The organism is Stenotrophomonas sp. S4 (assembly GCF_054187805.2).
In genome coordinates this window covers 2,096,772-2,121,937 of sequence record NZ_CM196188.1, presented here as the reverse complement: position 1 = coordinate 2,121,937, position 25,166 = coordinate 2,096,772, and the positions used below count along the sequence as shown (strand labels likewise).

26 protein-coding genes are annotated in these 25,166 nt (G+C 68.4%); 3 read left to right on the top strand and 23 right to left on the bottom strand.

Features of this window, described 5'->3' with window-relative positions:
* Positions 1-541 precede the first annotated feature (541 nt).
* On the top strand, positions 542-751 hold the full coding sequence (locus ACUZUJ_RS09995) for a hypothetical protein (RefSeq protein ID WP_197621925.1): 210 nt from the start codon (positions 542-544) through the stop codon (positions 749-751).
* Between the two features lie 127 nt (positions 752-878).
* On the opposite strand, the gene ACUZUJ_RS09990 is transcribed toward ACUZUJ_RS09995, so the two are convergent.
* The 16 genes from ACUZUJ_RS09990 to hisS form a co-directional block, all read right to left on the bottom strand.
* A complete protein-coding gene (locus ACUZUJ_RS09990) occupies positions 879-1,616 on the bottom strand; it encodes a copper homeostasis protein CutC (protein WP_049444901.1) in 738 nt (245 codons plus the stop codon).
* Positions 1,613-2,611, bottom strand: coding sequence for a glycosylasparaginase (locus tag ACUZUJ_RS09985; RefSeq protein ID WP_049444899.1), 999 nt, complete (start codon positions 2,609-2,611; stop codon positions 1,613-1,615). The genes ACUZUJ_RS09990 and ACUZUJ_RS09985 overlap by 4 nt, the downstream gene beginning before the upstream one ends.
* Positions 2,612-2,662: 51 nt before the next feature.
* Positions 2,663-3,685 carry a glucokinase gene (locus tag ACUZUJ_RS09980; protein ID WP_049444897.1) on the bottom strand — a complete coding sequence of 341 codons (1,023 nt, stop codon included), beginning with the start codon at positions 3,683-3,685 and terminating at the stop codon, positions 2,663-2,665.
* An 84-nt stretch (positions 3,686-3,769) separates the two neighbouring features.
* The gene (locus tag ACUZUJ_RS09975; RefSeq protein ID WP_005409434.1) at positions 3,770-4,054 is read right to left on the bottom strand and encodes a hypothetical protein; all 285 of its coding nucleotides are present in this window, start codon (positions 4,052-4,054) and stop codon (positions 3,770-3,772) included.
* Positions 4,055-4,089: 35 nt separating this feature from the next.
* Positions 4,090-5,679 carry a calcineurin-like phosphoesterase C-terminal domain-containing protein gene (locus ACUZUJ_RS09970; RefSeq protein WP_049444895.1) on the bottom strand — a complete coding sequence of 530 codons (1,590 nt, stop codon included), beginning with the start codon at positions 5,677-5,679 and terminating at the stop codon, positions 4,090-4,092.
* A gap of 98 nt (positions 5,680-5,777) precedes the next feature.
* Entirely contained in the window at positions 5,778-6,398 is a 621-nt protein-coding gene (hisIE, locus tag ACUZUJ_RS09965; protein ID WP_014037012.1) for a bifunctional phosphoribosyl-AMP cyclohydrolase/phosphoribosyl-ATP diphosphatase HisIE, read from the bottom strand.
* Positions 6,388-7,164: an imidazole glycerol phosphate synthase subunit HisF gene (gene hisF, locus ACUZUJ_RS09960; RefSeq protein WP_049444893.1), complete on the bottom strand. Its 777-nt coding sequence runs from the start codon at positions 7,162-7,164 to the stop codon at positions 6,388-6,390. The genes hisIE and hisF overlap by 11 nt, the downstream gene beginning before the upstream one ends.
* Positions 7,158-7,892 (bottom strand): 1-(5-phosphoribosyl)-5-[(5-phosphoribosylamino)methylideneamino]imidazole-4-carboxamide isomerase, encoded by a 735-nt coding sequence (hisA, locus tag ACUZUJ_RS09955; RefSeq protein ID WP_049444892.1) that lies wholly within the window; start codon positions 7,890-7,892, stop codon positions 7,158-7,160. Before hisA ends, hisF begins: the two co-directional genes overlap by 7 nt.
* Complete coding sequence (gene hisH / locus ACUZUJ_RS09950; RefSeq protein WP_024956882.1) at positions 7,889-8,491, bottom strand: imidazole glycerol phosphate synthase subunit HisH; 603 nt, start codon at positions 8,489-8,491, stop codon at positions 7,889-7,891. The genes hisA and hisH overlap by 4 nt, the downstream gene beginning before the upstream one ends.
* On the bottom strand, positions 8,488-9,561 hold the full coding sequence (gene hisB, locus ACUZUJ_RS09945; protein ID WP_049444890.1) for a bifunctional histidinol-phosphatase/imidazoleglycerol-phosphate dehydratase HisB: 1,074 nt from the start codon (positions 9,559-9,561) through the stop codon (positions 8,488-8,490). The genes hisH and hisB overlap by 4 nt, the downstream gene beginning before the upstream one ends.
* Positions 9,558-10,652: a histidinol-phosphate transaminase gene (gene hisC / locus ACUZUJ_RS09940; protein WP_049444888.1), complete on the bottom strand. Its 1,095-nt coding sequence runs from the start codon at positions 10,650-10,652 to the stop codon at positions 9,558-9,560. Before hisC ends, hisB begins: the two co-directional genes overlap by 4 nt.
* On the bottom strand, positions 10,649-11,944 hold the full coding sequence (gene hisD, locus ACUZUJ_RS09935; RefSeq protein WP_049444886.1) for a histidinol dehydrogenase: 1,296 nt from the start codon (positions 11,942-11,944) through the stop codon (positions 10,649-10,651). The genes hisC and hisD overlap by 4 nt, the downstream gene beginning before the upstream one ends.
* Positions 11,941-12,852 (bottom strand): ATP phosphoribosyltransferase, encoded by a 912-nt coding sequence (hisG, locus tag ACUZUJ_RS09930; protein ID WP_010482592.1) that lies wholly within the window; start codon positions 12,850-12,852, stop codon positions 11,941-11,943. The genes hisD and hisG overlap by 4 nt, the downstream gene beginning before the upstream one ends.
* Positions 12,853-12,886: 34 nt before the next feature.
* Positions 12,887-13,195, bottom strand: coding sequence for a YerC/YecD family TrpR-related protein (locus ACUZUJ_RS09925; protein ID WP_005416326.1), 309 nt, complete (start codon positions 13,193-13,195; stop codon positions 12,887-12,889).
* Positions 13,196-13,605: 410 nt separating this feature from the next.
* Positions 13,606-13,872 carry a hypothetical protein gene (locus ACUZUJ_RS09920; protein WP_233490858.1) on the bottom strand — a complete coding sequence of 89 codons (267 nt, stop codon included), beginning with the start codon at positions 13,870-13,872 and terminating at the stop codon, positions 13,606-13,608.
* A gap of 26 nt (positions 13,873-13,898) precedes the next feature.
* The gene (hisS, locus tag ACUZUJ_RS09915) at positions 13,899-15,296 is read right to left on the bottom strand and encodes a histidine--tRNA ligase (RefSeq protein ID WP_049444882.1); all 1,398 of its coding nucleotides are present in this window, start codon (positions 15,294-15,296) and stop codon (positions 13,899-13,901) included.
* Between the two features lie 127 nt (positions 15,297-15,423).
* Between hisS and ACUZUJ_RS09910 the strand changes: the two genes are divergently transcribed.
* Positions 15,424-16,176, top strand: a complete 753-nt coding sequence (locus tag ACUZUJ_RS09910) for a Crp/Fnr family transcriptional regulator (RefSeq protein WP_010482595.1) — start codon at positions 15,424-15,426, stop codon at positions 16,174-16,176.
* Positions 16,177-16,277: 101 nt separating this feature from the next.
* Here ACUZUJ_RS09910 and thrC read toward each other — a convergent pair whose 3' ends face one another.
* The 6 genes from thrC to ACUZUJ_RS09880 all read right to left on the bottom strand — a co-directional run bounded on the left by thrC (position 16,278) and on the right by ACUZUJ_RS09880 (position 23,177).
* A complete protein-coding gene (thrC, locus tag ACUZUJ_RS09905; RefSeq protein ID WP_458220228.1) occupies positions 16,278-17,564 on the bottom strand; it encodes a threonine synthase in 1,287 nt (428 codons plus the stop codon).
* Positions 17,565-17,593: 29 nt separating this feature from the next.
* Positions 17,594-18,508, bottom strand: coding sequence for a homoserine kinase (locus ACUZUJ_RS09900; protein ID WP_049445881.1), 915 nt, complete (start codon positions 18,506-18,508; stop codon positions 17,594-17,596).
* Positions 18,505-21,009, bottom strand: coding sequence for a bifunctional aspartate kinase/homoserine dehydrogenase I (gene thrA, locus ACUZUJ_RS09895; protein ID WP_458220229.1), 2,505 nt, complete (start codon positions 21,007-21,009; stop codon positions 18,505-18,507). Before thrA ends, ACUZUJ_RS09900 begins: the two co-directional genes overlap by 4 nt.
* A gap of 84 nt (positions 21,010-21,093) precedes the next feature.
* Positions 21,094-21,228 (bottom strand): hypothetical protein, encoded by a 135-nt coding sequence (locus tag ACUZUJ_RS09890; protein ID WP_005413160.1) that lies wholly within the window; start codon positions 21,226-21,228, stop codon positions 21,094-21,096.
* Between the two features lie 138 nt (positions 21,229-21,366).
* On the bottom strand, positions 21,367-22,317 hold the full coding sequence (locus tag ACUZUJ_RS09885; RefSeq protein ID WP_458220230.1) for a DMT family transporter: 951 nt from the start codon (positions 22,315-22,317) through the stop codon (positions 21,367-21,369).
* A gap of 161 nt (positions 22,318-22,478) precedes the next feature.
* Positions 22,479-23,177 carry a helix-turn-helix transcriptional regulator gene (locus ACUZUJ_RS09880; RefSeq protein WP_014036997.1) on the bottom strand — a complete coding sequence of 233 codons (699 nt, stop codon included), beginning with the start codon at positions 23,175-23,177 and terminating at the stop codon, positions 22,479-22,481.
* Between the two features lie 103 nt (positions 23,178-23,280).
* Here ACUZUJ_RS09880 and ACUZUJ_RS09875 point away from each other — a divergent pair, with 103 nt between their 5' ends.
* Positions 23,281-24,087: a DUF6491 family protein gene (locus ACUZUJ_RS09875; RefSeq protein WP_235434940.1), complete on the top strand. Its 807-nt coding sequence runs from the start codon at positions 23,281-23,283 to the stop codon at positions 24,085-24,087.
* On the opposite strand, the gene ACUZUJ_RS09870 is transcribed toward ACUZUJ_RS09875, so the two are convergent.
* Positions 24,084-25,136: a linear amide C-N hydrolase gene (locus tag ACUZUJ_RS09870; protein ID WP_014036995.1), complete on the bottom strand. Its 1,053-nt coding sequence runs from the start codon at positions 25,134-25,136 to the stop codon at positions 24,084-24,086. The two genes, ACUZUJ_RS09875 and ACUZUJ_RS09870, sit on opposite strands and share 4 nt — an antisense overlap.
* Positions 25,137-25,166 lie beyond the last annotated feature (30 nt).

Here is a 25,166-nt window from a genome sequence, read left to right as displayed (position 1 = left end):
TGGATCGGTTCAGGACCGATGCGGCACCTCCCCTGTGGATCGATCCAAACTAAAGCACAGCTGAACCACGCCCGGCATGCGGCAACGCAGCAACGTCCGGCGGAACGCCGCTATCGGCTGCCGGCATCCAGAACAATCAAAGGGTTGCGAAACATCGCTGAGAGAACAGCGCACGAAGTGATGACACGATTGCGACAGACGCGCGCGGAACGGTTTTGTCCGTTGCGGGCCTGCGTCCTGGTCGGATCCAAACCGCGCAGCACCGGTTTCCGGAACTGCATGCAAAGGCTTTCCAACGTCCACCCGAAAAGCAGCCCATCGCGCCACTGCATGCACATCGCATCGAGATGTCATGCACTCTATCAAGGCAGGTCATTTGTTTACCGCACCAAGCACGATCACCGGTGATCGATGGAAGACGCCTCAGCGCCGACAACTGCAGCAATCAACGAGGTGAAGAATGCCAGCATTATCAGAGTTCTCAAATGTAACGAGCACTGCAATCAATGTAGTGATTAAAAAGGGGTATCGGGTATGGTTCATGAAAGAGACCGAGACCTATTGCGCCGAGAAGGATGGCTGGGATTTCATGGCCGACTCACCCTGTTCTTTGCTCGGCATCATCAGCATCTACGAGTTCAAGAACCCAAGCAGATACGAGGAGTACTGGTGGCTCGAGGAAGGCATTTCAGAATCCCAGCTAAGCTCTGCACCGCCTCGGTACACCTCGGTTGTGGATCGGCAACCATAGCTGGGCACTCGTCCGGCTCGCCGTAAGCGATGTGACACGACCACGTCACACGTGCGCTGAATGATATTCAGCGGTCAACAATGCGTCGTTGCAGAGCCGAGCACGGGCTCGGCTCTACATAAGCGGGTTACTCCACGCCGTCCAGCGCTTGCCGCAGGGCGGCCACGGTCGCGGTGGCGGTCTGGTTCCAGTCCGGGTCCAGGCCGCGCAGCGCCGGGTTCTGGAACTGCATCGCCGAGCGGCGCAGGCCCTTGGCAGAGGCGTGCAGTTCGGTGCAGCCGGTATGCCGTGCGACGGTTGCGATGTTGCCCGGGGCCAATCCGGCGCCGGCCATCACCGCGATACGCCCCGCCGCCTGGCTGACCAGGCGTGCCAGCACATCGGCACCGGCCTCGGCGCTGACCTGGCCGCCCGAGGTCAGCACGCGCTGGCAACCCAGCCCGATCACCTGCTCGAGCGCCGCCGGCAGATCGCGGGCGGCATCGAAGGCACGGTGGAAGGTCACCTGCAACGGCCCGGCAGCCTGCACCAGCTCGCGGCACAGCGCCAGATCGATCCCGCCCTGCACATCCAGCGCGCCGATCACCACGCCATCGCAGCCCAGCGCGCGGCACTGCGCGATGTCACGCAGCATCAGTTCGGTTTCCAGCGCGTCGTAGTGGAAGTCGCCCGGGCGCGGCCGCACCAGCACGAACAGCGGAATCGACAGGCGTTCGCGGGCCATCGCGATGCTGGCGAAGGACGGCGTGGTGCCGCCCTCGGCCAGGTTGTCGAACAGCTCGATGCGGTCGGCGCCGCCGGCCTGCGCGGCCAGCGCCGAGGCCAGCGAGTTGCTGGCGACCTCCAGGGTCAGCCGCGTGCTCACGCCTGGGTGCTCGTGTAGATCGACGGCGAGTCGCGCAGGTCATCCTGGCGCTGCCCATCGCACACGGCGTAGACGAAGCCGCGATGCAGCGCGTAGGCGCCCACCTCGCCCTGCTTGTTCATGGCCAGGAAGCACACCTGCAGTGTCTTGCTCGCTTCGGGGCGCTTGCGCACCACGCGATCGATCGCTTCGCGGCAGGCCTGCGCCGGCGAGCGGCCCTGGCGCATCAGCTCGACCACCAGGAACGAGGCGGCGTTGCGGATCATCTCCTCGCCCACGCCCGAAGCAGTGGCCGCGCCGACGTCGTTGTCGACGTACAGGCCGGCACCGATGATCGGACTGTCGCCAACGCGACCGTGCAGTTTCCACGCCATGCCGCTGGTGGTGCAGGCACCGGCCAGATGGCCCTTGGCATCCAGTGCCAGCATGCCGATGGTGTCGTGGTTGTCGCTGTTGCCGGGAATACCACGGCGCTCGGCGTTGATCTGCGGCTGGTACTTCTCGGTCTTCAGCCACTCGCGCCAGGCGGCTTCAGCCTGCGGCGTCAGCAGGTGCCTGCGCTCGAAACCCTGCTGCACCGCGAACTGCTGCGCGCCCTCGCCCACCAGCAGCACGTGCAGACTGTTCTCCATCACTTTGCGGGCCACCGACACCGGATGCAGGATGTCGACCAGCGCGGCCACTGCACCACAACGGCCATCGCCGTCCATGATGCTCGCGTCCAGGCTCAGCACGCCGTCGCGATCCGGGTTGCCGCAATGGCCGACGGTGGGGTTGCACAGCTCGCTCTCGGCCCAGCGTGCACCCGCCTCCACCGCATCCAGCGCGCTGCCACCCTGTGCCAGCACCTTCCATGCGGCCTGGTTGGCCGGCACGCCGAAGTCCCAGGTGGAGACCACCCTGGCCCCACCCTGCGTGCGCGCCTGCACGCTCGGCAATGCCGCCATGCCTGCGGCCAGTGCACCGGCCTGCAGGAACTGCCTGCGATCCACCATCTTCCCCTCCCAGTCTGCAATGCACGACCGGCCCGATGCCGGCCCTGCCGATCAGTCGTGCGTGGGCTGCCGTGCGGCGTGCCAGACCGCTGCGCCGAGCACGCCCAGCTGGCCATGCTCCACGCGCCACACCGGCACCTGGCGCAGCACCTCGGTCAGCACGCCCTTGTTGAGGAAGCGCTCACGGAAGCGGCCATCGGCCAGGAAATCCTGCACATGCGCGGAAATGCCACCGGCCAGGTACACCGAGCGCGCGCCGACGGCGATCGCCGCGTCGCCGGCCAGGCTGCCCAGCCAGGCACAGAAGACCTGCAGCGTTTCCACGGCCAGCGCGTCTTCTCCGCTGCGCGCGGCGCCGATCAGCGCCTCCGTACTGGTCCACACCGGGGTGACGCCGCGCAGTTCGCACAGGCACGGATACAGGTTCATCAGGCCACTACCGGACAGCACGCGCTCGTTGTCCACGTGCGCCCAGCGCTGCAGCAACTTGCCCAGCACCTGCAGTTCCAGCGCGTTGCCGGCGCCGAGCGCGGCATGGCCGATCTCGCTGGCCAACACCGGACGCTCGCCATCGGCGAAGCGCAACGCTGCGCCCAGGCCGGTACCGGCGCCCAGCACCAGTGCCGGGAACGCCTGCGCCGGATCGGCGTCGCCGTTCAGTGGCACCAGGGTTTCCGGCTGCAGGTACGGGATGGCCAGCGCCACCGCTTCGAAATCATTGATCAGCTGCAGCTCGTGCAGCCCGGACTGCGTGCGGGTGGCCGACAGCGTCACCGTCCACGGCAGGTTGGAATTGATCAGCACATCGCCATCGAGCAGGCCGGCGATGGCGACCACCGCGGTCTGCACCGGCTGGCCAAGGCCAGCGGTGAAATCGGCCAGGATCGCCGCCAGGCTGGGATGCTCTGCGCAGGCATAGGTGCGATGGCTGCCCAGCAGCGGCGCATGGCCAGGTCGGGTTTCTGCCAGCGCGAGGCGGGCAAAGGTGCCGCCGACGTCGGCGACGACCAGACGGCGCGGAAGACCGCCGCGGGCGGAGTCGGAGGAAACCGGGGACGCTGCTGCGATGGTCACGCTGGCCTGCTTGGATCGATTGAATCGCCCCGATTCTCAGGCATCGGGGCGGCTTTGCCTAGCGCGCCGATGGTTCAGGTTGGCCTACATGCCTTCCTGTTCGGCCACCTGCACGCCGTCCACCAGCACGCGCAGGCGCTGCGGACGGAAGCCGGCGAACAACAGCGGCCGGGTGCGCTCGACCAGCACTTCGTGGCCGGCGATGTGGCGCAGCCACGACTGTACCAGCGAGAACGAGAAGTGGGTGCCCGGATGCAGCGGATGCTGCACCCAGACCTTCTCGGTGGCGCTCTGCAGCAGCATCGCGCCGGTGAACCAGTGGCGGCTGAGGGTCACCGGCGTGGTGCCGGCCATGAAGCGGATATCCATGCGGGGTCCTTTCGCTGGAGCGCTGGTGCGCGGGGTCAGGGCTGGGCAGTCTGCAGGCTGTAGCTGGTGGTGGCGGTGAACACTGCACCATCAGGCTGGGTGGAGCGTACTTCGACCTTGTGGCTGCCTGTTGCCAGGTCGGTCGGCAGCGCGCCACGCCACAGGTGCGGCGACGCGGTGGCCTCCGGCGAACGGTCGTAGCCGCGCAGGCTGTCAGCCAGATCGTCGGCCACGTTCTCCACCATCAGGCGCGGGTCCGGCTGGCTGACCTGCTTCATCGGCTGCCAGGCGCCGCCATCAACGCGGTACTCGACCACGCTGGCATCCTCACCCATGTAGACGTTGGCGTAGACACCCCACGCCGGATAGGCCCCCTGGCGCAGTACCTTCGGCGCATGCAGGCCGATCTGCTCGCTGGCCGGCTTGCCGGCCACGCGGTACTGCAGGCGATAGCTGCCGTTGCCGGCCACGTCGAGCAATGCGTAGCCCTTCGGCGTGCCGTCGCTCATGGTGCTGTCCGGCACGCCAGCGGCATTCTTCACGCCCGACCAGAACGCACCGCAGTTGGCACCGACGTTGTATTCGTGCAGCGGCTTGTCGCCGTTCCAGCCCTCGGCCTTGCCGTGGTAGACGTGCTGCTGGGTGTGGCTGTGGCCGCTGAGCACCAGCACGTTGCGGAAGTCCTTCAGCAGGTCGAACAGGCGCTGGCGGTCGGCATGGCGGAAGGTCTCGCGCCCCGGCGCGGCGTCGAACAGCGGGATGTGCATGCCCAGCACCAGCAGGCGGTCCTTGTGCAGGCCCTTCAGGTAGCTGGCGAGAAAAGCGAACTGGTCTTCGCGCAGGCCACCGACGTACTTCGGCTTGGCCTTGGGGTCGTACACCACGTCGTCCAGGAACACGAAACTGGCGCCGCCCTCCTCCACCGCGTAGGTGTCCGGGCCGTAGATGTTGCGCCAGCTGTCGAGCGAATGCTCATCGCTGGCCGCATCGAAGTCGAGGTCGTGGTTGCCCGGCACGTGGAACCACGGCACGCCAAGCTGGGTAGTGACCTTGTTGATCGCCGGGTACAGGGCCAGGTCGTCGTTGACGATGTCGCCCAGGGTGGTGCCCATGCGCGCCTTGGTCTGGCCGACCAGCGGCGCCACGATCGACTGCTGGTAGTAGCCGATGTCCTTCAGGCTGGCGGTCTGCGAATCGGTGAACACCAGCATCTGGAAACCACGGCGGCTGTCATGGCGGTCCGCCTGCAGCGCGAAATCCCAGTTGCGGGTGATATCGCTGGTGGCGGCGATGCCACCGTACTTCAGCGCCGGCGAGCCGTTCGGGCGGTAGTGGCGCCAGAACGACGGCAGACCGTCGGTCGCCTTCGGGAAGGCGTAGGCATCGGGCTTGATCACGAACACGGTCTGGCCGTCGCGCACCGGCAGGCTGTAGCTGCCGTCGGCGGCAGTCTTGACGATGGTCTCGCCGTTGGAAACCTGCACCCCGGCCAGGCCCGGATCGGTCGCACCGCGCCCGGGCCGGCCGTCGCGCTCCAGATAGACCTTGCCGCTGACCACGGTGTCCGCGGCCCAGGCCGGCGAGGTCAGCAACAGGCAGCACAGCCAGGCGGCAGGCAGTTTCATGGGCGGTCCGGGAAAGAAGAAGACCCCCTATTGTAGAGCCGAGCCAAGCTCGGCTGCATTGCAGAGGTGGGTGCGGACCGTTGGTCCGCACGCCTTCCTCAACGATGACGCTTTTCCAGCACCGCCCGCGCATCATCCAGCGACAGCCCGCGCGCGCGCAGCAGCACCAGCAGGTGGTACAGCAGGTCCGAAGCCTCGCCGAGCAGCGCCTCATCATCCTGCGCCACGGCGGCCAATGCGGTCTCCACGCCCTCCTCGCCCACCTTCTGCGCGATGCGGCGGATGCCGCCCTCGAACAGGCTGGTGGTGTAGCTGCCCGGCGGGCGCTGCGCTTCGCGCATCGCCACCAGCTGGCCCAGCCCGCCCAGGAAGTCCTTCGGTGCCTGGTCGAAACAGCTCTCGGCACCGGTGTGGCAGGTTGGCCCCGCCGGGCGTGCCATCACCAGCAGCGTATCGGCATCGCAGTCGACGCTGATCGACTGCACCACCAGCACGTTGCCGGACTGCTCGCCCTTGGTCCACAACCGCTGCTTGCTGCGGCTGAAGAAGGTCATGTGGCCGATGGCCAGCGTGGCGGCCAGCGATTCGGCGCTGACATAGCCCAGCATCAGCACCTGCAGGGTATCGGCGTCCTGCACCACGGCCGGCAGCAGGCCGTCGCCCTTGCCCCAGTCCAGCGCCTGCAGCGCATCCAGCGACGGCCTGACTTCAATAGACATCCCGCACCTCGATCTGCTGTTCGCGCAGGTAGCGCTTCAATTCCGGAATGGCGATGGCGCCGCTGTGGAACACGCTGGCCGCCAACGCGCCGTCGACGTCGGCCTGGTCGAAGGCCTCGGCGAAGTGTTCCATTGCACCGGCACCGCCCGAGGCGATCAGCGGCACCTGGCACAGGGCCCGCGCCTGCTGCAGCTGCACGACATCGTAGCCACGGCGCACCCCGTCGCTGTCCATGCAGTTCAGCACGATCTCGCCAGCGCCACGCCGTTGCGCTTCGACGATCCAGTCCAGGGTCCGCAGCGGTACCGCCTGGGTCTTGTCAGGGTCGCCACTGAAACGGCGTACCCGCCACTGGCCGTCCGCTTCACGTACCGAGTCCACACCCACCACCACGCACTGCACGCCGAACTCATCTGCCAGCTCAGTGATCAGCTCCGGGCGGCCCAGCGCCGGCGAGTTGATCGACACCTTGTCGGCACCGGCGAACAGCACGCGGCGCGCGGTTTGCACGCTGTCGATGCCACCGGCCACGCAGAACGGAATATCGATCAGGCGTGCGATGCGCTCGATCCAGGCCACGTCCACCGAACGTGCCTCAGGGCTGGCGCCGATGTCATAGAACACCAGCTCGTCGGCGCCCTGGTCACGGTAGCGCTGCGCCAACTCGGCGATGTCGCCCATGTCGACGTGATCGCGGAAGCGCACGCCCTTGACCACGCGGCCCTCGCGCACGTCCAGGCACGGAATGATGCGGCGGCTCAACATGCCAGCGCCTCGCCCAGGTCCATGCGCTGCTCCAGCAGGGCCTTGCCGAGGATGGCACCGCCGCAGCCGGCAGCACGCGCCTCGGCCACATCGGCCACGTCACGGATGCCACCGGAGGCCTGCACTGCCACGCCCGGCAGCAGCGCCGACAGGTGCTGATAGAGGCTGATGTTGGGCCCGGCCAGCATGCCGTCGCGGGCGATGTCGGTGCACAACAGGTGGCGCATGCCGGCACGCGCATAACGCTGGGCCAGGTCATCCAGGGTCACGCCGGCATTCTCGGTCCAGCCGTGCACCGGCAGCTGCCATTGGCCCCGGGCATCCTGGCGGGCATCCAGCGCGATGGTGATGCGCTCGGCGCCGAACTCTTCCAGCCAGCCGACCACTTCGTCAGGGCGGCGTACTGCCAGCGAACCCACCACCACGCGGCCGGCGCCGGCGTCGAGGATGCGCGCCACGTCGTCGCGGCCGCGCACGCCACCACCGGTCTGCACCTGCAGCGGGGTCTGCGCGCGAATGGATGCCAACAGCGGCGCCAGCGTGTAGCCACCTGCGCGTGCAGCATCCAGGTCAACCAGATGCATCCACTGCGCGCCCTGCGCGGCAAAGGCCTGTGCGCGCGGCAGCGGATCGTCGCCATACGAGGTTTCCTGCGCGTAGTCGCCCTGGCGCAGCCGCACCACGCGGCCGTCGCGGATATCCAGCGCGGGATAGACGATGAAACTCATGCAGCAGTGCCCTCGAGGAAGTTGCGCAGCATCAGCGAGCCGGTCTCGCCGGAGCGCTCGGGATGGAACTGTGCGCCGTAGTAGCGCCCCTGCTCCACCACCGCGGTGAACAGGCCACCGTGGTCGCAGGCAGCGACGGTGTGGGTATTGAGTGGCGCCGCATAGCTGTGCACGAAGTAGGCGCTGGCGCGCTCCGGCACACCGCGCAGCAGCAGCGATTCACGCAGCGGGAGCAGGCGGTTCCAGCCCATGTGTGGCACGCGGATGCCGCATGCCGGCACCAGCTTGCGCACGACGCCGGGAATCAAGCCCAGTGTCTCGACGCCGGCCTCCTCGGAGCGCTCGAACAGCAGCTGCATGCCCAGGCAGATGCCCATCAGCGGCACTTCCAGTCGTTGCAACGGCTCCACCAGGCCCTGTGCGTGCAGGCGCTGCATGCCGGGACCGGCGGCGCCGACGCCGGGCAGGATCACCCGCTGCGCACCGACCAGACCATCCGCATCGCGCACCAGCCGCACCGTCGCGCCCAGGCGCTCCAATGCGTAGCGCACCGAGCCCAGGTTGGCACCGCCGGCATCGATCAGCGCAACGTCGCTCACAACGCCCCCTTGGTACTCGGCAGTGCCGTGCCCTGGCGGGCCAATGCCGGGCGCAGCGCGCGCGCCAGTGCCTTGAAGCAGGCCTCGACCTTGTGGTGGTCGTTGTCGCCCCGTACCTGCAGGTTGAGGTTCAAACCGCTGGCATCGCACAGCGAACGGAAGAAGTGCGGCACCAGCTCGGTCGGCATGTCACCCACCCGCTCGCGCTTGAACTCGCCCTCGAACACGAAATAGGGGCGGCCGCTGAAGTCCAGCGCAGCGCTGGCCAGGGTCTCGTCCATCGGCAGGGTGAAGCCGTAGCGGCCGATGCCGCGCTTGTCGCCCAGCGCCTCGCGCAGGGCCTGACCCAGCGCCAGCCCGGTGTCCTCGATGGTGTGGTGCTCGTCGATGTGCAGGTCGCCCTCGGCCTGGATGTCCAGCGCGAACCCGCCGTGCTTGCCGATCTGTTCCAGCATGTGGTCGAAGAACGGCAGTCCGGTGGCGATGCACGCATCGCCGGCACGGTCCAGATCGAGTTCAACGCGGATCTTCGTCTCCTTGGTGTTGCGCTGGACCACGGCGGTACGCGGCGCATCGGCCAGCGCGTGGGCGATGCCCGGCCAGTCCCACTCGCCACCGAACTGTTCGGTGCGCAGCTGGAAGCCACGGATGTTGAGGTTGTCGGCGAACTGCAGGTCGGTGATGCGGTCGCCGACCATGCCCGAGCGCGCCCAGTCGATGCTGCGGTCCTGCAGGTAGGCGGTCATCAGGCCAATGCCCGGTTTGCGGGTCGGCGCATTGTCCTGCGGCCAGCTGCAGTCGATCAGCACGTCACGGAAGGTGATGCCCTGGCTCTCGAAGATCTGCAGCATCAGGTCGTTGGGGCCATCGAAGCTGGCGCGCGGGTAGCGGTCGCTGCCGAGGCCATCCTGGTTGGTGACGATCACGAACTGGTAGCCGGCATCACGCAGCTTCAGCAGCGCCGGGATCACCTGCGGCACGAAGCGCAGCTTCTCGTAGGCGTCGATCTGGAAATCGGACGGCTCCTCGATGAGGGTGCCGTCGCGGTCGATGAACAGGATCGGGGTCATGCTGCGGCCCTCCGCGCCGACAGGGCCGCAAGCACGCGGTCATTCTCTTCGGGGCTGCCGATACTGATGCGCAGTGCATCACCCAGCTGCGGCGCGGCGCGCTGGTCGCGTACCACCACACCGGCATCCAGCAAGGTGTCGAACGCTGCCTGCGCATCAGCGAAGCGGACCAGCAGGTAGTTGCCGGACGAGCGGTACACGCGGCGAACGCCGGGCAGGCCCGGCAGCGCCGCGAACAGGCGTTCGCGCTCGGCGATGACCGTGGCCACGCGCTCGGTGGTGCGTGCCAGCGCGGCCGGCTGCAGTGCCTGCACGGCCAGTTCCGCGCACGGCGTCGGCACCGGGTACGGCGCCTGGCAGCGACGCAGCACGGCAATCAGCTCCGGGGCAGCGATCAGGGTGCCAACGCGGGCGGCCGCGAGCGCGTGCGCCTTCGACAGCGTGCGCAGCACCGCCAGGTTGGCGTGTGCGGCCAGCAACGTGGTCGCCGACGGGCGCTGCGCGTACTCGACATAGGCCTCGTCCACCACCACCAGCGCTTGCCCGCGCAACGCAACCGCTACGCGTTCGACCTCGTCCAGGGCGATGTCACTGCCAGCCGGGTTCGACGGTGCACACAGGAACACCAGCGTGGCATTGCGCGCCCTGGCGGCGTCGATCACCGCATCCAGATCGGCGCGCAGGCCATCTTCGCTGTCCACCAGGGGCACCTCAATCAGTGCGGCACCCTGCAGGCGTGCGCAGACCGCGTACATGCCGAACACCGGCGGCGTGACCAGCACACCATCGCGGCCCGGCACGCACAGGGCGCGCACCAGCAGATCGATGGCTTCGTCGCTGCCGCGGCCGATCAGCAGCTGCTGCGGCGTCACGCCGTACAGCGCCGCCAGGCCCTCACGCAACGCCAACGGCTGCGGTTCCGGATAGCGCCGGCTGTTGCCCGCCACGTCAGCCGGATTGGCCCAGGCCGACTCGTTGGCGTTCAGCCAGACCTCGCCCTGCACCGCCGCGCTGCGCGCCGAACTGTAGCCGGCGAAGGCCTGCAGGTCCGGGCGCACCAGTGCGAGCACCTCATTGATAGACGCGTTCATGCCGCCGCCTCCATGCGCAGGGCCACTGCACGCTCGTGCGCATCCAGGCCTTCGGCGCGGGCGATGATGCGTGCGCAGCCGCCGATTGCCGCCAATCCTGCAGCACTGGCACTCTGCACGCTGATCAGGTTCTGGAAGCTCGCCACGCTCACGCCACTGTAGGCACGCGCGGCACCGGCGGTGGGCAGTACGTGGTTGGTGCCGCTGCAATAGTCACCCAGTGCCTCGGGCGTGTAGTCGCCGAGGAACACCGAGCCGGCTGCCTGCACCTCTCCCAGCCACGCGCGCGGATCGCGCAGGGCCAGGATCAGGTGCTCGGGCGCGTAGCGGTTGCTGATCGCGAAGGCCTCGGCCAGCGAATCGACCTGGATCAGGCGCGACGCCGACAGCGCCTGGCGCGCGATCTGCTGGCGCGGCAGCAGGGCCACCTGGCGCTCCACCTCGGCTTCAACCGCCGCCAGCATCGCGGCATCATCGGTCAGCAGCAGCACCTGCGAATCCGGACCGTGCTCGGCCTGCGACAGCAGGTCGGCGGCGACGAAGGCCGGATTGGCGCCGGCATCGGCGATCACCAGTACTTCGGAGGGACCAGCCGGCATGTCGATGGCGGCGGCGCCGTCCTGTGCGACCTGCTGCTTGGCTTCGGTGACGAAGCTGTTGCCGGGCCCGAACAGCTTGTCGCAGGCCGGAATGCTGGCCGTGCCATAGGCCATCGCGGCGATCGCCTGCGCGCCGCCCAGCTTGAACACGCGCTGCACGCCGGTCAGCCGCGCGGCTACCAGCACTGCCGGATCGGCGCTGCCGTCGGCGCGCGGCGGCGTGCACAGCACTACCTGCGGGCAACCGGCCAACTGCGCCGGAACGCCCAGCATCAATGCGGTGGACGGCAGTGGCGCGCTGCCAGCCGGAACGTACAGGCCCACCCGGCCGATCGGACGCAGCATGCGTTCGCAGACCACGCCCGGGGCGGTTTCAACCGCATAGCCTCTGCCCATGCCGGCGGCGTGGAAGCGCGCGATGCGTTCGGCGGCGTCCACCATCGCCTGGCGCAGCTCGGCGGGCACGGCCGCTTCAGCAGCGGCGAATTCGGCTTCGGAAACTTCAAACGAGGCCAGCTCGACACCATCGAAGCGCGCGGTGATCGCACGCAGCGCATCGTCGCCCTGTGCACGCACCTGCGCGATCAGCGCGGCCACGGCATCGCGGGTCTGCTGCGCCACGGTCTGCACCGGGCGGGTCAATGCCGCGCTGCGCGCAGCCTCATCAAGTCGGGACCAGATCAGACGGTTCATGCCAGCGACCGCTCCACGCTCAACACCATCAGGCCCTGCGCACCGGCGCGCTCGAGTTCTTCCATGCGCTGCCAGCTCAGCGGGCCGGGACACATGGTCTGCAGGCGCAGCGCGCCGCCATCGGCCGGCAACCGCACCAGCGGCTCGGCATCGGCCAGCAGCTGCGCCAGCGCGTCGACGCGATCTTCGCTGGCACGGAACATCAGCAGCTTGCGGTCCTGCCGCTGCACCACGCCGTCGAGGCGGCGCAGCAGCATCGCGCGCAGCGATGCACGTGCGTCATCCGGCACGCGCACCGCGCCGGCCAGCACCGCCTCGCTGTCGAGCAGGTTGTGCACCGGGGTCAACTGGTTGGCGCGCAGCGTGGCGCCGCTGGAAACAAGGTCACAGATCAGGTCGGCGGTGCCCAGGCGCGGGGCGATTTCCACCGAACCGGACAGCTCGACCACCTGTGCATCCACGCCCTGCTCGGCCAGCCACTGCTTGAGGATGGCCGGGTAGCTGGTGGCGATGCGGGTGCCGGCCAGCTGCGCCGGACCCTGCCACTGCCATTCCTCGGGCACCGCCAGCATCAGCCGGCACTGGCCGAAGCCCAGCCCGCGCAGCGCCTGGTAGGCGTCAGGCAGGCCGATCTGACGGCGTGCTGCGGCCTGTTCGTCCAGCTCGTTGCGGCCGACGATGCCGAGGTCGCAGACGCCGTCGGCGATCAGGCCGGGGATGTCGTCGTCGCGCACCAGCAGCAGGTCCACCGGCAGCGATTCGCCGTAGCAGAACAGCTTGTCGCGGCTCTCGCGCCAGCTCAGGCCGCAGGCGCTGAGCAGGTTGCGGGCGGGTTCGGCCAGCCGGCCACTCTTCTGGATGGCGATACGCAGCCGGTCTCGTGCCGGCGCTGCCTGGGTTGCACTCATGGGGGAGGTCTCGAAGTTCGGAACGGGGCGCGGATCAGCGCGAAGCAAGGCGGTCGATGGCGGCGGCATAGCCTCGATGGCCATGCTCGAGCGTGCGTGCCACCCGTCCGGTGGTGGTCACGCTGACGCCCGTGCGCTCGTGGATCTCGCGGTACGGCACGCCCTGCTGCAGCAGCGGCACCACCTTCCAGCGGTCAGCCATGGCTTCCAGCTCGGCCGGGGTGCACAGGTCACGCAGGAAGGCCTCGACCTGTTCCGGCTCGCGCAGGGCGGCAAAGGCCCGGGCCAGGGCTTCCAGGTCGGCCTTCGGGTCTTTGGCGGCAATCTCGGGGCGGGCTTTCACGGGGTCGTTTCCATGCATCAATGTAATAGCGCGTTAGTACATTAGTGCATTCTTGCGCAGTGCGTCAAATCGAGGCTTGAGGGGGCGGCAGGGCTGCTGCCCTGCACCCGCCAAGAGCCAGGGCAAAAGCAAATGCAGATTTCCTGAGCGTTGGCGGGGAGCGTCCGGTGGCAGGGGACGCCGTAAACCCATCCATGGGGGCTTGGTCGCGGCATCCATGCCGCTCACACCCCTGCCACCGAACCCTCCCCGCCTTCGACAGTTGGCCGCGATCTGCTGGATCTCGCTGGGAAAGTGATCGAGAACGGCTTTCGTAGAGTCGAGCCATGCTCTACTGCACTTCGTCCAGAAACGCAGAACGCCCACCAAGGGGCGGGCGTTCTGCTTTCAAATCAACGACCTGGCCCGACTCAGGGCGGACAGCGCACCTCGGCCTGCAACGCCCCGCGCCGCAGGCATTCGCCGAACAGGCTGCCCTGCCGACTCGGCAGGGACTGGATGTTCTGCAACGCCCCTGCGCCCGCCGGGCACTTCCGCAAAGCCAAGGCCTGCAGGTCAGCCTCAAGCTGCGCACGGTCGATCACGTGGCAGCGGTCAACCTGCAGCCGGTACTGTGCCGGGCCCATCCGGGCACTGCGCAGCACAGGGTCACTCTGGCAGCCCGCCAGCAGGAGCACGGTGAGTACCCCTGCGGCAGCAGGCTTCACACCATCGCCCTGGACTGCTCCAGCTCCACCAGCAGGGTGCTGGCCAGCTCGTCGCGCGACACTTCGAACTGCTGTTCGCGCAGCAGGTCCTTCACCGCCACCACGCCGCGCACCAGCTCGTCTTCACCGGCCAGCACCACGAAGCGGATGCCGGCCTTGGCCGCGTACTGGAACTGCTTGCCGATCTTCTTCGGCTCCATCTGCACTTCGGTGTTGATGCCACCGGCGCGCAGGCGGCGCGCGATGTCCAGCGACTGCGGCATGCCCTGCTCGTCCATCAGCGCCACCAGCGCCTGCACGCTGCTGGCTTCGATGCCGTCGATCAGGCCGGCCTCGCGCAGCTGCCAGAACAGGCGCGACAGGCCGATGGAGATACCCACGCCCGGCAGCTTGGACTTGCTGTAGTGGCTGGCCAGGTCTTCGTAACGGCCGCCCGAACAGATCGAGCCGATCTGCGGGTGGTCGGTCAGCGTGGTCTCGTAGACGGTGCCGGTGTAGTAGTCCAGGCCGCGCGCAATGGAGAAGTTCAGGCAGTACGCGCTTTCCGGCACGCCCAGCGCCTGCACCAGCTGCAGCACTTCGCGCAGTTCGGCGACGCCGGTACGCAGGATCTCCGAAGAACCGGCGTCGGCTTCCAGCGTGGCCAGCTGCGCCAGCGCATCGGCATGGCCCTGCGAACGCACGGCGACGAACGCCAGGATCTTCTCGACCTGTTCGGCCGGGATGTTGAAGCCCTCGCCCACCAGCGTCTCGCGCACGTAATCGGCGCCGCGCTTGTCCAGCTTGTCCACTTCGCGCAGCACCGCCAGCTGGCGCTCGCCTTCGGCCACGCCCAGGCTCTCGAAGAAGCCGCGCATCAGCTTGCGGTTGTTCAACTGGATGCTGAAGTCACCGATGCGCAGTTCCGAGAACACCGCGTGGATGACCGCCAGCACTTCGGCGTCGTACCGCACGCTCAGGCTGTCCTTGCCGATCACGTCGATGTCGCACTGGTAGAACTCGCGGAAACGGCCGCGCTGGGCACGCTCGCCACGGTAGACGCGCTGCATCTGGTAACGGCGGAACGGGAAGGTCAGTTCGTGTTCGTGCTCGGCCACGTAGCGTGCCAGCGGCACGGTCAGGTCGAAGCGCAGCGCCATTTCCGGCAGCGAACGGTCGCCCGATTCGGCCGCGTTCGCCAGCGCGCCGGTGGACTGTACGAAGTACACCTGGCGCTCGGTCTCGCCGCCGGACTTGGTCAGCAGCACGTCGGACAGCTCGAACACCGGCGTCTCCACCGGCAGGAACCCGAAGCGCTCGTAGTTGCGGCGGATGACGTCCAGCATGCGCTGGAACGCAATCTGCTCGCGCGGCAGCAGTTCAAGGGTGCCGGGCGGGGTACGGGGCTTGATCACGGGCGGAACTCCTGCTGGAACGGGACGTGGGAGGGGGCGACATTCTAGCGCCCCCGCCTCGGGCAGGGTCGAACGGCCGCTTGAAGTATCATAAGGCCCTCCCCGCCCGCGATACGCCCCCCGCAACATGTCACGGCCTTCCGGCGCTCCGCCCGCCACCAACGATCCCGCCTCGCCGTCCTGCACCACGCTGGACTGCCTGCACTGCTCGGTTCGCCACCTTGCAGTGTGCTCGGCGCTGTCGCCCGATGAAGTGCAGGCGCTGGAACAGGTCACCGTCTCGCAGCAGGTCAGCATGGGCAGCACGCTGGCCCGCACCGGCGAAGAGCGTGACCATGTCTATACATTGACTGCCGGCGCACTGCGCCTGGTGCGCACCCTGGCCGACGGCCGCCGCCAGATCAACGGCTTCGTGCTGCCCGGCGACTACCTGGGCCTGAGCGGCAGCGACCACCACCGCTACGACATCGAGGCCATCGCCGACAGCCGCGTATGCCGCGTCGCGCTGCCACAGATGAAGGCCCTGCGCAGCCGTTTCCCGCACCTGGAGCGCAAGCTGCTGCAGCGCGCCTGCCAGGAACTGGATGCCGCACAGGATGCTGCGCTGGCACTGGCTCGCCTGCAGCCGGCCGAGAAGCTGGCCGATTTCCTGTTGCGCCTGGCCGCGCGCGAGGCCAAGCTGGGTGGCGACGGCCTGCGCGTATCGCTGCCGATGGGCCGCGGCGATATCGCCGACCATCTGGGCCTGACCATGGAAACGGTCAGCCGCACCTTCACCAAGCTGCGCCAGCAGGGGCTGATCGCCCTGCCCCACCTGAACGTGGTGGAGATCCTCGACGAGGACGGGCTGCGCACGTTGGCCGGTGAAGGATTGATCTGACCGCATCGCGGTCCGTGGGGTTGCCGGCCAGCGGCCGGCACTACCCGAATGCATATCCCTGGTAGTGCCGGCCGCTGGCCGGCAACCGCGTCCCTCTCCGATCAGCGCAGCAGCACGTCGCGCAGCGCCGCATAGTCAGCCGCCAACGGTTCGGCGTGCGCCGGCCGCTGCAGCAACGCATCCAGCGCAGGCGGCACCGCCACCGCTTCGCCGATCAGCGGCTCGACCACGGCCTCGAACTTGGCCGGATGCGCCGTGGCCACCACTGCCCAGTCGCCCTTGGCACCGCGCGCACGCAGGTCCTGCAGCACCTTCACCGCCGTCGCCGTATGCGGGCAGAACAGCTCGTCGCGGCTGGCATGCGCTGCCGCAATCGTCGCGCGGATGGTCACGTCATCCACCGCGAACGCACGGAACGCAGCACGCAGTTCCGCGTCGTCGCCGTGGTAGAGCCAGCGCAGTCGCTCGAAGTTGCTCGGCGCACCCACGTCCATTGCATTGGCCACCGTCGCCACACTGGCCTGCGGCTGGTAGTCGCCACCATTGAAGTACGCCGGCAGCACCGCGTTGGCATTGGTGGCCAGCACGATCTGGCCGATCGGTACGCCCAGCGCGCGCGCCAGCACCGCTGCCATCGCATTGCCCAGGTTGCCGGTCGGCACCACCAGATTGAGCCGGCGACGATGCGCGGCGTAGTGGGCCAACGCTGCATGGGCGTAGTAGCTCATCTGCGGCAGCAGTCGGCCCAGGCTGATGCTGTTGGCCGAGCTCAACGGCACCTGCGCCTGCAGTTCGCGGTCAGCCAGCGCCTGCTTGACCATCGCCTGGCAATCGTCGAACGCACCCGCCACACACAGGGCCTGGATGTTGTCGCCGAAACAACCGAGCTGGTGCGCCTGGCGCGGAGATACGCGGCCATCCGGATACAGCACCACCACGCGCACGCCGGGCTGGCGATGGAACGCCGCCGCAACGGCGGCACCGGTATCGCCGGACGTGGCGACGACGATCGTCAGATCGCGGTCCTTGCCGGCCTGCAGCCGCGACAGCGTACCGGCCAGGAAGCGCGCGCCGATATCCTTGAACGCCGCCGTCGGCCCATGAAACAGCTCCAGCACGTGGTCACCGTCACCGAGCGCACGCAGCGGCACCGGGAAGTCGAACGCTTCGCGGCAGATCGCCGGAAGCGCGGTCTCAAGCGCGTCGCCAGCAAAGAACGGTGACAGCAGATCGGCGGCGGTATCGGCCAGGCTCACCCCGGCCTGCAGTTCGCGGGCGGCCGGCAGAAGCGCGGGGACATACAGCCCGCCATCGGGCGCCAATCCGGCGGCGATCGCCGCGCTGAGGCCGACGGCCGGAGACTGGCCGCGGGTCGAAACAAATTGCATGGCTTCGGTATCCAGTAATGGGGAAGGATTCAGCACAAGCGGGCTCCCGGTGCATCCAGCGGCGATACCCAGGCGTCACTGTCGAAGCCGGCCGCAGCGAACGCTGCCTGCACCGGCGCCGCAGCGGCACGCGCCTGGTCGGCATCCTCGAACCAGGCGAACACGCTGGGTCCGGCACCTGAGATGCCCGCGCCCATTGCATGGGACGACAGCGCCGCATCACGGGCGGCTTCGAAGCCGGCAATCAATCCGGCCCGTCGCGGTTCGACCAGCACATCGCGCAGGCCCGCGCGTACCAGCGCCGCGTCACTGCGATGGCAGCCACTGAGCACCAGCGCGAGGTTCGCGCTCTGTGCCACGAACTCGCCCAGCGCATAGCTGCCTTGCAGGGCCTGGCGGGCACGGCGCGTTTCCAGCACCGCGTGCGGATGCACCAGCAGGCTGTGCCAGCTGGCAGGCACCGGGATCGGCAACAGGCGATCGGCCGTACACAACGCCAGGCCACCCAACAGCAGCGGGCCGACGTTGTCACCGTGACGGCCACCACTGGCCACCGCCTCGCCGTCCAGCGCGTACGGGTACAGCGCCTCGCGCGGCAGCGGGGCCTGCAGCAGCGCATTGGCGGCGACCAGCGCCGCGACACTCGACGCGGCCGAACCGCCCATGCCGGAACCGAACGGAATGCCCTTGTCGATCTCGACCGCGAAACCGAAATCCAGGCCCAGGCCTTCGCGCAGCGACATCAGCGCGGCCCCCGCGGTGTTGCCGGCGGCGTCCAGCGGCAGCGCGACCGCACTGCCACGGATCGCATCGATCCGCACCACCGGCTCTTCGATGCGGCGCACGCTCACGGTATCGCCGATACCGGCAATGGCATGGCCGAGAATATCGAAGCCCACTGCCACGTTGGCCACCGAGGCGGGCGCGAACGCACGTGCGATCACAGCCGCGCTCCTTCACCGGCGGCGACCCGCAGCAGGTCCGCGAACACACCCGCTGCCGTCACTTCCGGACCCGCACCCGGCCCCTGCACCACCAACGGGTTGTCGCAGTAGCGACGGGTGCGGAACTGCACCACGTTGTCGGTCAGCCGCAGGTTGGCGAAGGCATGATCGGCCGGCAGTTCCTGCAGGCCGACCGAGGCGCCATCGGCACCCAGCCGTGCCACATAGCGCAGCACCGCCCCCCGCGCCCGCGCGTCCTGCAGGCGTTGCCGCAGGCTGGCGTCGGACTCACCCAGCCGCGCCATGAAGTCATCCACGCCACCCTCGCGCAGCAGCGCCGGCACCAGGCTTTCCACGTCCACCTGCTCAAGGCTGAGCGCGTGGCCGGCTTCGCGGGCCAGGATCACCAGCTTGCGCGCCACGTCCACGCCCGAAAGATCATCGCGCGGGTCCGGTTCGGTGTAGCCCATCGACCGCGCCTGCGCGACCAGCTGCGAGAACGGCTGGCTGCCATCGAAGCGGTTGAACAGCCAGGCCAGCGTGCCGGAGAAGATGCCTTCGATGGCCAGCACCTCGTCACCGGTGTCGACCAGGTCACGCAGCGTGGTGATCACCGGCAGGCCCGCGCCCACGGTGGCCTCGTAGCGGAAGCGCGCACCACTGGCCGCCGCAGCCGCGCGGATGCGCTGGTAGCGCGGCAGCGGCCCGGCACCAGCCTGTTTGTTCGGGGTCACCACGTGGATGCCGGCCGCCAGCCAGCCCTCATAGCGCTCGGCCACCTCGGCACTGCCACTGCAGTCGATCACCACCGCATGCGGCAGGTGCGCGGCCAGAAGGTGCTCGGTGAAGCGATCCAGATCGCTGGACTCGCCCGCTTGCTGAAGGGCTTCGCGCCAGTCGGCGTGCAGCCCATCCGCATCCAGGCGCATGCGCGAACGCGAGGCCAGTGCGCGCAGGCGCAGGTCGACATTGGCCTTGGCCAGCAGCTGCGGGCGCGCAGCCAGCAACTGGTCCAGCAGCGCGGCACCGACATTGCCCGGCCCGATCACACCCACCGCGAAGGTCTGCGGCGACAGCCAGAACCCAGCATGGGCAGCGCGCAGCGCGCGGGTGGCATCGGCACTGTCCACCGCCACCGAGATGTTGCGTTCGGACGAACCCTGCGCGATCGCCAGGATGTTCACCTGCGCACGGCCCAGTGCCTCGAACAGGCGCGCCGCCACACCCGGTTGACCGGCCATGCCGTCACCCACCGCCGCCAGTACGCTGACGCCCTCGCTGACCTGCACGCGCTGCACCTGGCCCACCGACAGCTCATGCGCGAACGCATGCAGCAGTGCCTCGCGGCCACGCGCGGCTTCGGCGGCGCGTACCACGCAGCAGATCGAATGTTCCGACGAACCCTGCGAGATCATCACCACCGACACCTGCGCCTGCCGCAGGGCGGCGAATACGCGCTCTGCAGTGCCCGGCACGCCGATCAGACCGGTGCCTTCCAGGTTCAACAGGGCCAAGCCGGGGCTCAGGGTCAGGCCCTTCACCGGCCCGCGCGGCGAGCGCTCGGCACTGATGCGCGTGCCCGGATGCGCCGGCTGGAACGTATTGCGGATGAAGATCGGCAGGCCGAGGCGGATTGCTGGTGACATCGTCTGCGGGTGCACCACCTTGGCGCCGAAGTAGGCCAGTTCGCAGGCCTCGTCGTAGCTGAGCGATTCAAGCTGCACGGCCTCGGGCACCAGCCGCGGGTCGGCTGACAGCACGCCGTCGACGTCGGTCCAGATGTGCAGTTCATCGGCGTTGAACAGCGCGGCGAAGATCGCACCGGAGTAGTCGCTGCCGTTGCGGCCAAGCGTGGTGATGCGGTCATCACGATCACGCGCGACGAAACCGGTGGCGACCAGGCGCGGCTGCGGATGCTGCAGCCGCCACTTGGCGAGGCGGTCGGCGCTGGCTTCCCAGTCGACATCGACGCCCAGTTCGCCATGCCCGACCACCAGCACCTCGCGCGCATCGAGCACCGCACAGTCTTCGCCCAAGGCACGCAGGTGGGTGCCGAGCAGCTGTGCGGAGAACACTTCGCCCAGGCCCTGCACGCGGTCCAGCACCTCGCGCGGCAGCTCGCCGATCACCGCCAGCGCCGCCAATACTTCGGCCAGCTGATCGAAGCGGGCGTCGATCCACTCGACGGTCTCGCCCACCTGCTCGCAAAGCAGCGCCACGGCGGCGCCGCGATGGCGCGCGCGCAGCGCATGCCAGGCCTCGCGCCAGCCTTCATCACCCTTGGCCGCCAGCTGCGCCAGCTCGATCAACGCATCGGTGACCCCCTTCATCGCGGAGACAACAGTGACCTGCAGCGATTCGGGGCGGGCCAGCAGCAGGCCGGCAACATGGCGATAGCGTTCGGCATCGGCCACCGAGGTGCCGCCGAACTTGTGCACGACAGTGGACGGCGCAGCCAGATCGGCCGGGGCAACGGGATGGGCGGGGGCGTGGGAAGACATGCAGACCTCGGTAGGAGGCCCCGTCGCATGCAGGTGTCGAGTTTCCCCGCCACCTGGATGGTGCGGGGCCGTGGTTTTCGGGAGTTACACGAAGACGACGGGCCGCACCAGGGCAGTGGTGACGGTGGTGGTGGTAATGGTGGTGGTGGCGACCGGCGCAGTCGAACGGCCCGCGGTGGCGGGGGCGATCAGGCTGGCGTGGGCGGCATCAAGGACCATGACGCACAGAAAACACCGTGCGCCGGGCCGCTGTCAAGTGCTGCGATGCAAAAAATCGTTGCCGCGATCATCGGCCAACGTGCCGGCATTTGGTTGCATCTGAGACCAAGCGGCCATCAGTACGCTTGACGGCCGCATTCAGCCGGCATGTTCGGCGATCGCCCGTGGCGTGCGATGCGCATGCGCGCACAGCATCACGCCGGCCACCAGGAACACGATCGCCAGCGCTTCCAGCAGCGAGGGCCACCGCCGCTGCCAGGCAAAGGCATACAGCAGCGCGAACAGGGTTTCGAACACGATCATCTGCCCGGTCAGGGTCAACGGCAGCAGGCGGCTGGCGCGGTTCCAGAACGCGTTGCCGAGGATCGAGGCCACCACAGCCACGCCCGCGCTGATCGCCCAGAAGCCCCCCCACTGCGCCGCCGTGTGGGTGCCGCTGTGGCCGATGAAGGCCATCGGCACCAGCAGCAGGGCCAGGCCGCCGGTGGTGACGCCGGTCAGCAACGACCAGTCGTGGCTGGACAGGTCCGGTCGGCGTGCCAGCCAACGACTGTTGCCGATCGAGTACAGCGCCCACGAAAACAGCGCACCGAATGCACAGAGCAGGCCGATCAGGCGCTGCCGCCACGGTGTTGCCAGATGCTCGGACATCAGGGCTTCCCAGCCCACCAGCGCCACGCCGAGCACGCACAGGCCCAGCGCCAGCAGCAGCTGCTTCAACGGCACCGCGCCCTGCTCGCGCACGCCGACCAGGGTGACCACCACCGGAATCAGGCCGACGATCAGCGATGCCGCCGCGCCACCGGCCCACTGCACGGCCGTGGCCAGCAGCAGGAAATACACCAGGTTGCCGGCCAGGCTCAGCCACAGCAGCCCGAACCATTCGGCACGGCCCAGCCGCGGTGCCAACCGCTTCCAGCGCGGCAGCAACAGAGCGACGGCAATCAGGCCATAGACCAGGTAGCGACCGGCGGACAGTTGCAACGCATTGAACGACTGCAGCACGGCGGGCGCGAGGAAGACCACGCCCCACAGCGCGCCAGCGGCAACGCCATTGGCGATGCCCAGGGCCATCGGGTTGTTGCGCATTCGGGTTCTTCGGGGGGAGAGAACAGGCCGCGCAGTGTAAGCGCTCGCCAGCGGGCCGCTCTTGACCCAGGCTACTGCCCTGCCGCCTTTGTAGAGTCGAGCCATGCTCGACTGCCGTTCGCGAGGTGGTAGGTGCAGAAGCAGTCGAGCGTGGCTCGACGCTACAGTCCGGCGCTCCTGCGCCAGGCGGCCGGCGTCTGCCCGCACTCACGACGCAGCGCGCGGGTCAGTGCACTCTGCTCGGAATAGCCTGCGGCCAGCGCGATATCGCTGATCGGCGCCGCACTGGTACGCAGCTGGTGCTTGGCCCAACGCAACCGGCTGGCACTGAGCCAGGCCTGAGGACTCAGCCCGAACTCGCGCTGGAACAGCGCATGCAACCGGCTCTCGCTGACACCGACAAAGGCGGCCATGCGCGCTACCGGCCACGCCTGGCCCGGATCGACCTGCACCGCCGCGCACAGGCCCTGCATGCGCGCACCACTGCCCGCCGGTGCGAACACCTGGAGCAGCTGCGGCAGCAGGGGCGGCAACGGTTGGCCCTCACGCACCTGCGCCAGGCGCTGCCGCAGCGCCAGTGGCAGATGCAGCCAGCGCTGGCGGCACAGGTGCTGCTGGGTATCGTCATCGAGCACACCGGGCGCGCAATCGACAATCACGAAACCATTGGGACCGTCGGCCATCTGGTCATGCGCTTCGCCGGCTGCAACGAACGCCCCCTGCAGCAGGTCCAGGCGCCCACCGCGCCCCTCCATCTCGAACTGCAGTTCGCCCTGCAGCGGCAGCACCCACTGCGCATAGTCGTGGCGGTCCAGGCCGGTGGCCTGGCCGTAGTGCCGCAGGTGGAAGATCGCGCCCATGTGACGAGTGTGCGCGTGCTGACATTTCCCTGCAACGCGGCCCCGGCACCGGCCATGCTATGTTCCAGACGGTTCCAGACGCAGGGATGGCAGGATGAACAGCATGATCCGATTGCTTCCGCTGGCACTGGCCAGCGTCTTCCCCCTGGCCGCCCTGGCCCAGGCTCCATCCACGCCACCGGCCGCCGAGCGCATCGCACCTGCACCGCACTGCCTGGACGCACGTGACGTACGCCAGGTCGAGCAGGAGACGCCGACCGCCATCGCGGTCCGTGACGGCAAGGGCCAGGCCTACCGCATCGATTTCAGCGCAGCCTGCCCGGGCGTCAACGAAGCCAGCGCACTGCGGCTGGAGGCACCTTCGGGCTGGGCCTGCGGCCGTCCCAGCGAACAGGTGATGGTGGATGGCCGCCGCTGCGGCGTCGGCAGTGTCACCCCCATCGACAACCGAGAGTTCGCCAGCACCGCACGCCAGAGCAGCCGCCTGTACGCGGCCACCCTGCCGCAGGTGAACGTGACCGCCACGGGCAAGTCCAGCCGTGGCGGCAGCAGCCCGCGCCATACCTTCCAGGCCTCGCCAGCATTCTGCTTCGCCACCCGCCATGTGCGCAGCTGGAACGAGGATCCCCAGGGCGTGGTGGTGGAGACCAATCCGCGCCGCAATGGCGGCAACCGCTACTACCGTGTCGAACTGGCCGGCAGCTGCTCGATCCTGGCCGGGGCCACCTCGGTGGAATTCCAGTCCGGGTTCCAGAACGGCCTGATCTGTGGCAACCCGGGCGATCGCATCGTGGAGACGCCGTCCGGAATCCCCGGCGACATGCGCGCCAGCACGCCGCGCTTCGCCCGCCCGGGCTGCAGCGTGCTGGCGGTCTATCCGAAGGACGCGCCGGACCAGGCCTCGCGCTAGCCGTCGACGCCGAGGAAGGCGAACGGTGCACTGGGTACGAAGTGGCCCAGTGCATCGCCGGCGAACGTATTGCGCTGGTCCTTCCCAAGGTCGAGCTTGAGCACCTGGCCGCCGAAATCGACCTTGTTCAGATCGACCCAGAAGGTGTTGGGGGTCAGCGCCGATTCGAAGAAGTACAACCGCCGCTTGTGGTCGGCCACCGTGCGCCAGCGCGTCGATGAGATGTTCGGCTCGCCCGGCGTGGTGATGCCGTACGGCACCGACGCATTGCGGATCACGCTGAACACGCTGGCCAGCGCTTCCACCGGATCCTCGGCCTTGGGAATGGCGTTGATGTAGAACGACGCACGCGCGAAGCGGTCGGACGAGCGGTTGGTACCCGGCAGCATCACCGTGCCACCGATCTGCTGCCAGTAGCTGTTGAGTGCCAGCTGCTGCTCGAAGATCGGCGAGTTGGTCATCACCTGGTAGCGGCGGTCATGGTGGATCACCTGGCGCCCGCCGATGTACTCGACGATGGCACTGTCGCCGGTCGCATCGGACAGCGACAGGTGCAGCGTTGCCTGGCGGTCCTCGCCCGGCACCTTGTCGGTGACGATCGAGTACGGCTCACGCTTCAGCGCCGCCACCGCCTCGTCCACGGTCGCGAAATTGTCCAGCACATACTGCGCCCACAGCGAGATCGCCAGGCCCGGCTTGTTGCCGCGCTGCTGCGGATACTCCGATTCGACCAGCCACAGCAGGTTGGCCACCAGGCCTTTCTCGTTCATGCCATCGGTGGTCGATACATCGTAGCCGGTGGCCACCACCGAGCCATAGCGCGCCGTCCAGGCCAGCGACTTCGGGCCGGCCTGGCCGGTGCGCGCGATGCCGCGCGGCAGCACATAGAGGTTGGTCGCCACGTCGACCTTCCAGTCCATCGAGCGCGCGGTGATCACATCGCCGTTGTCGCCCAGGTACACCGCGCGCGTGCAGGCCAGCGCCGGTGCCACCGCAGCGGCCAGTGCGACCGCCAGCATTGCCCTGCCCGTCCACTTCATCCGTACCATGTCGTTGTGCTCCTTTCCCCGTGAACCCTG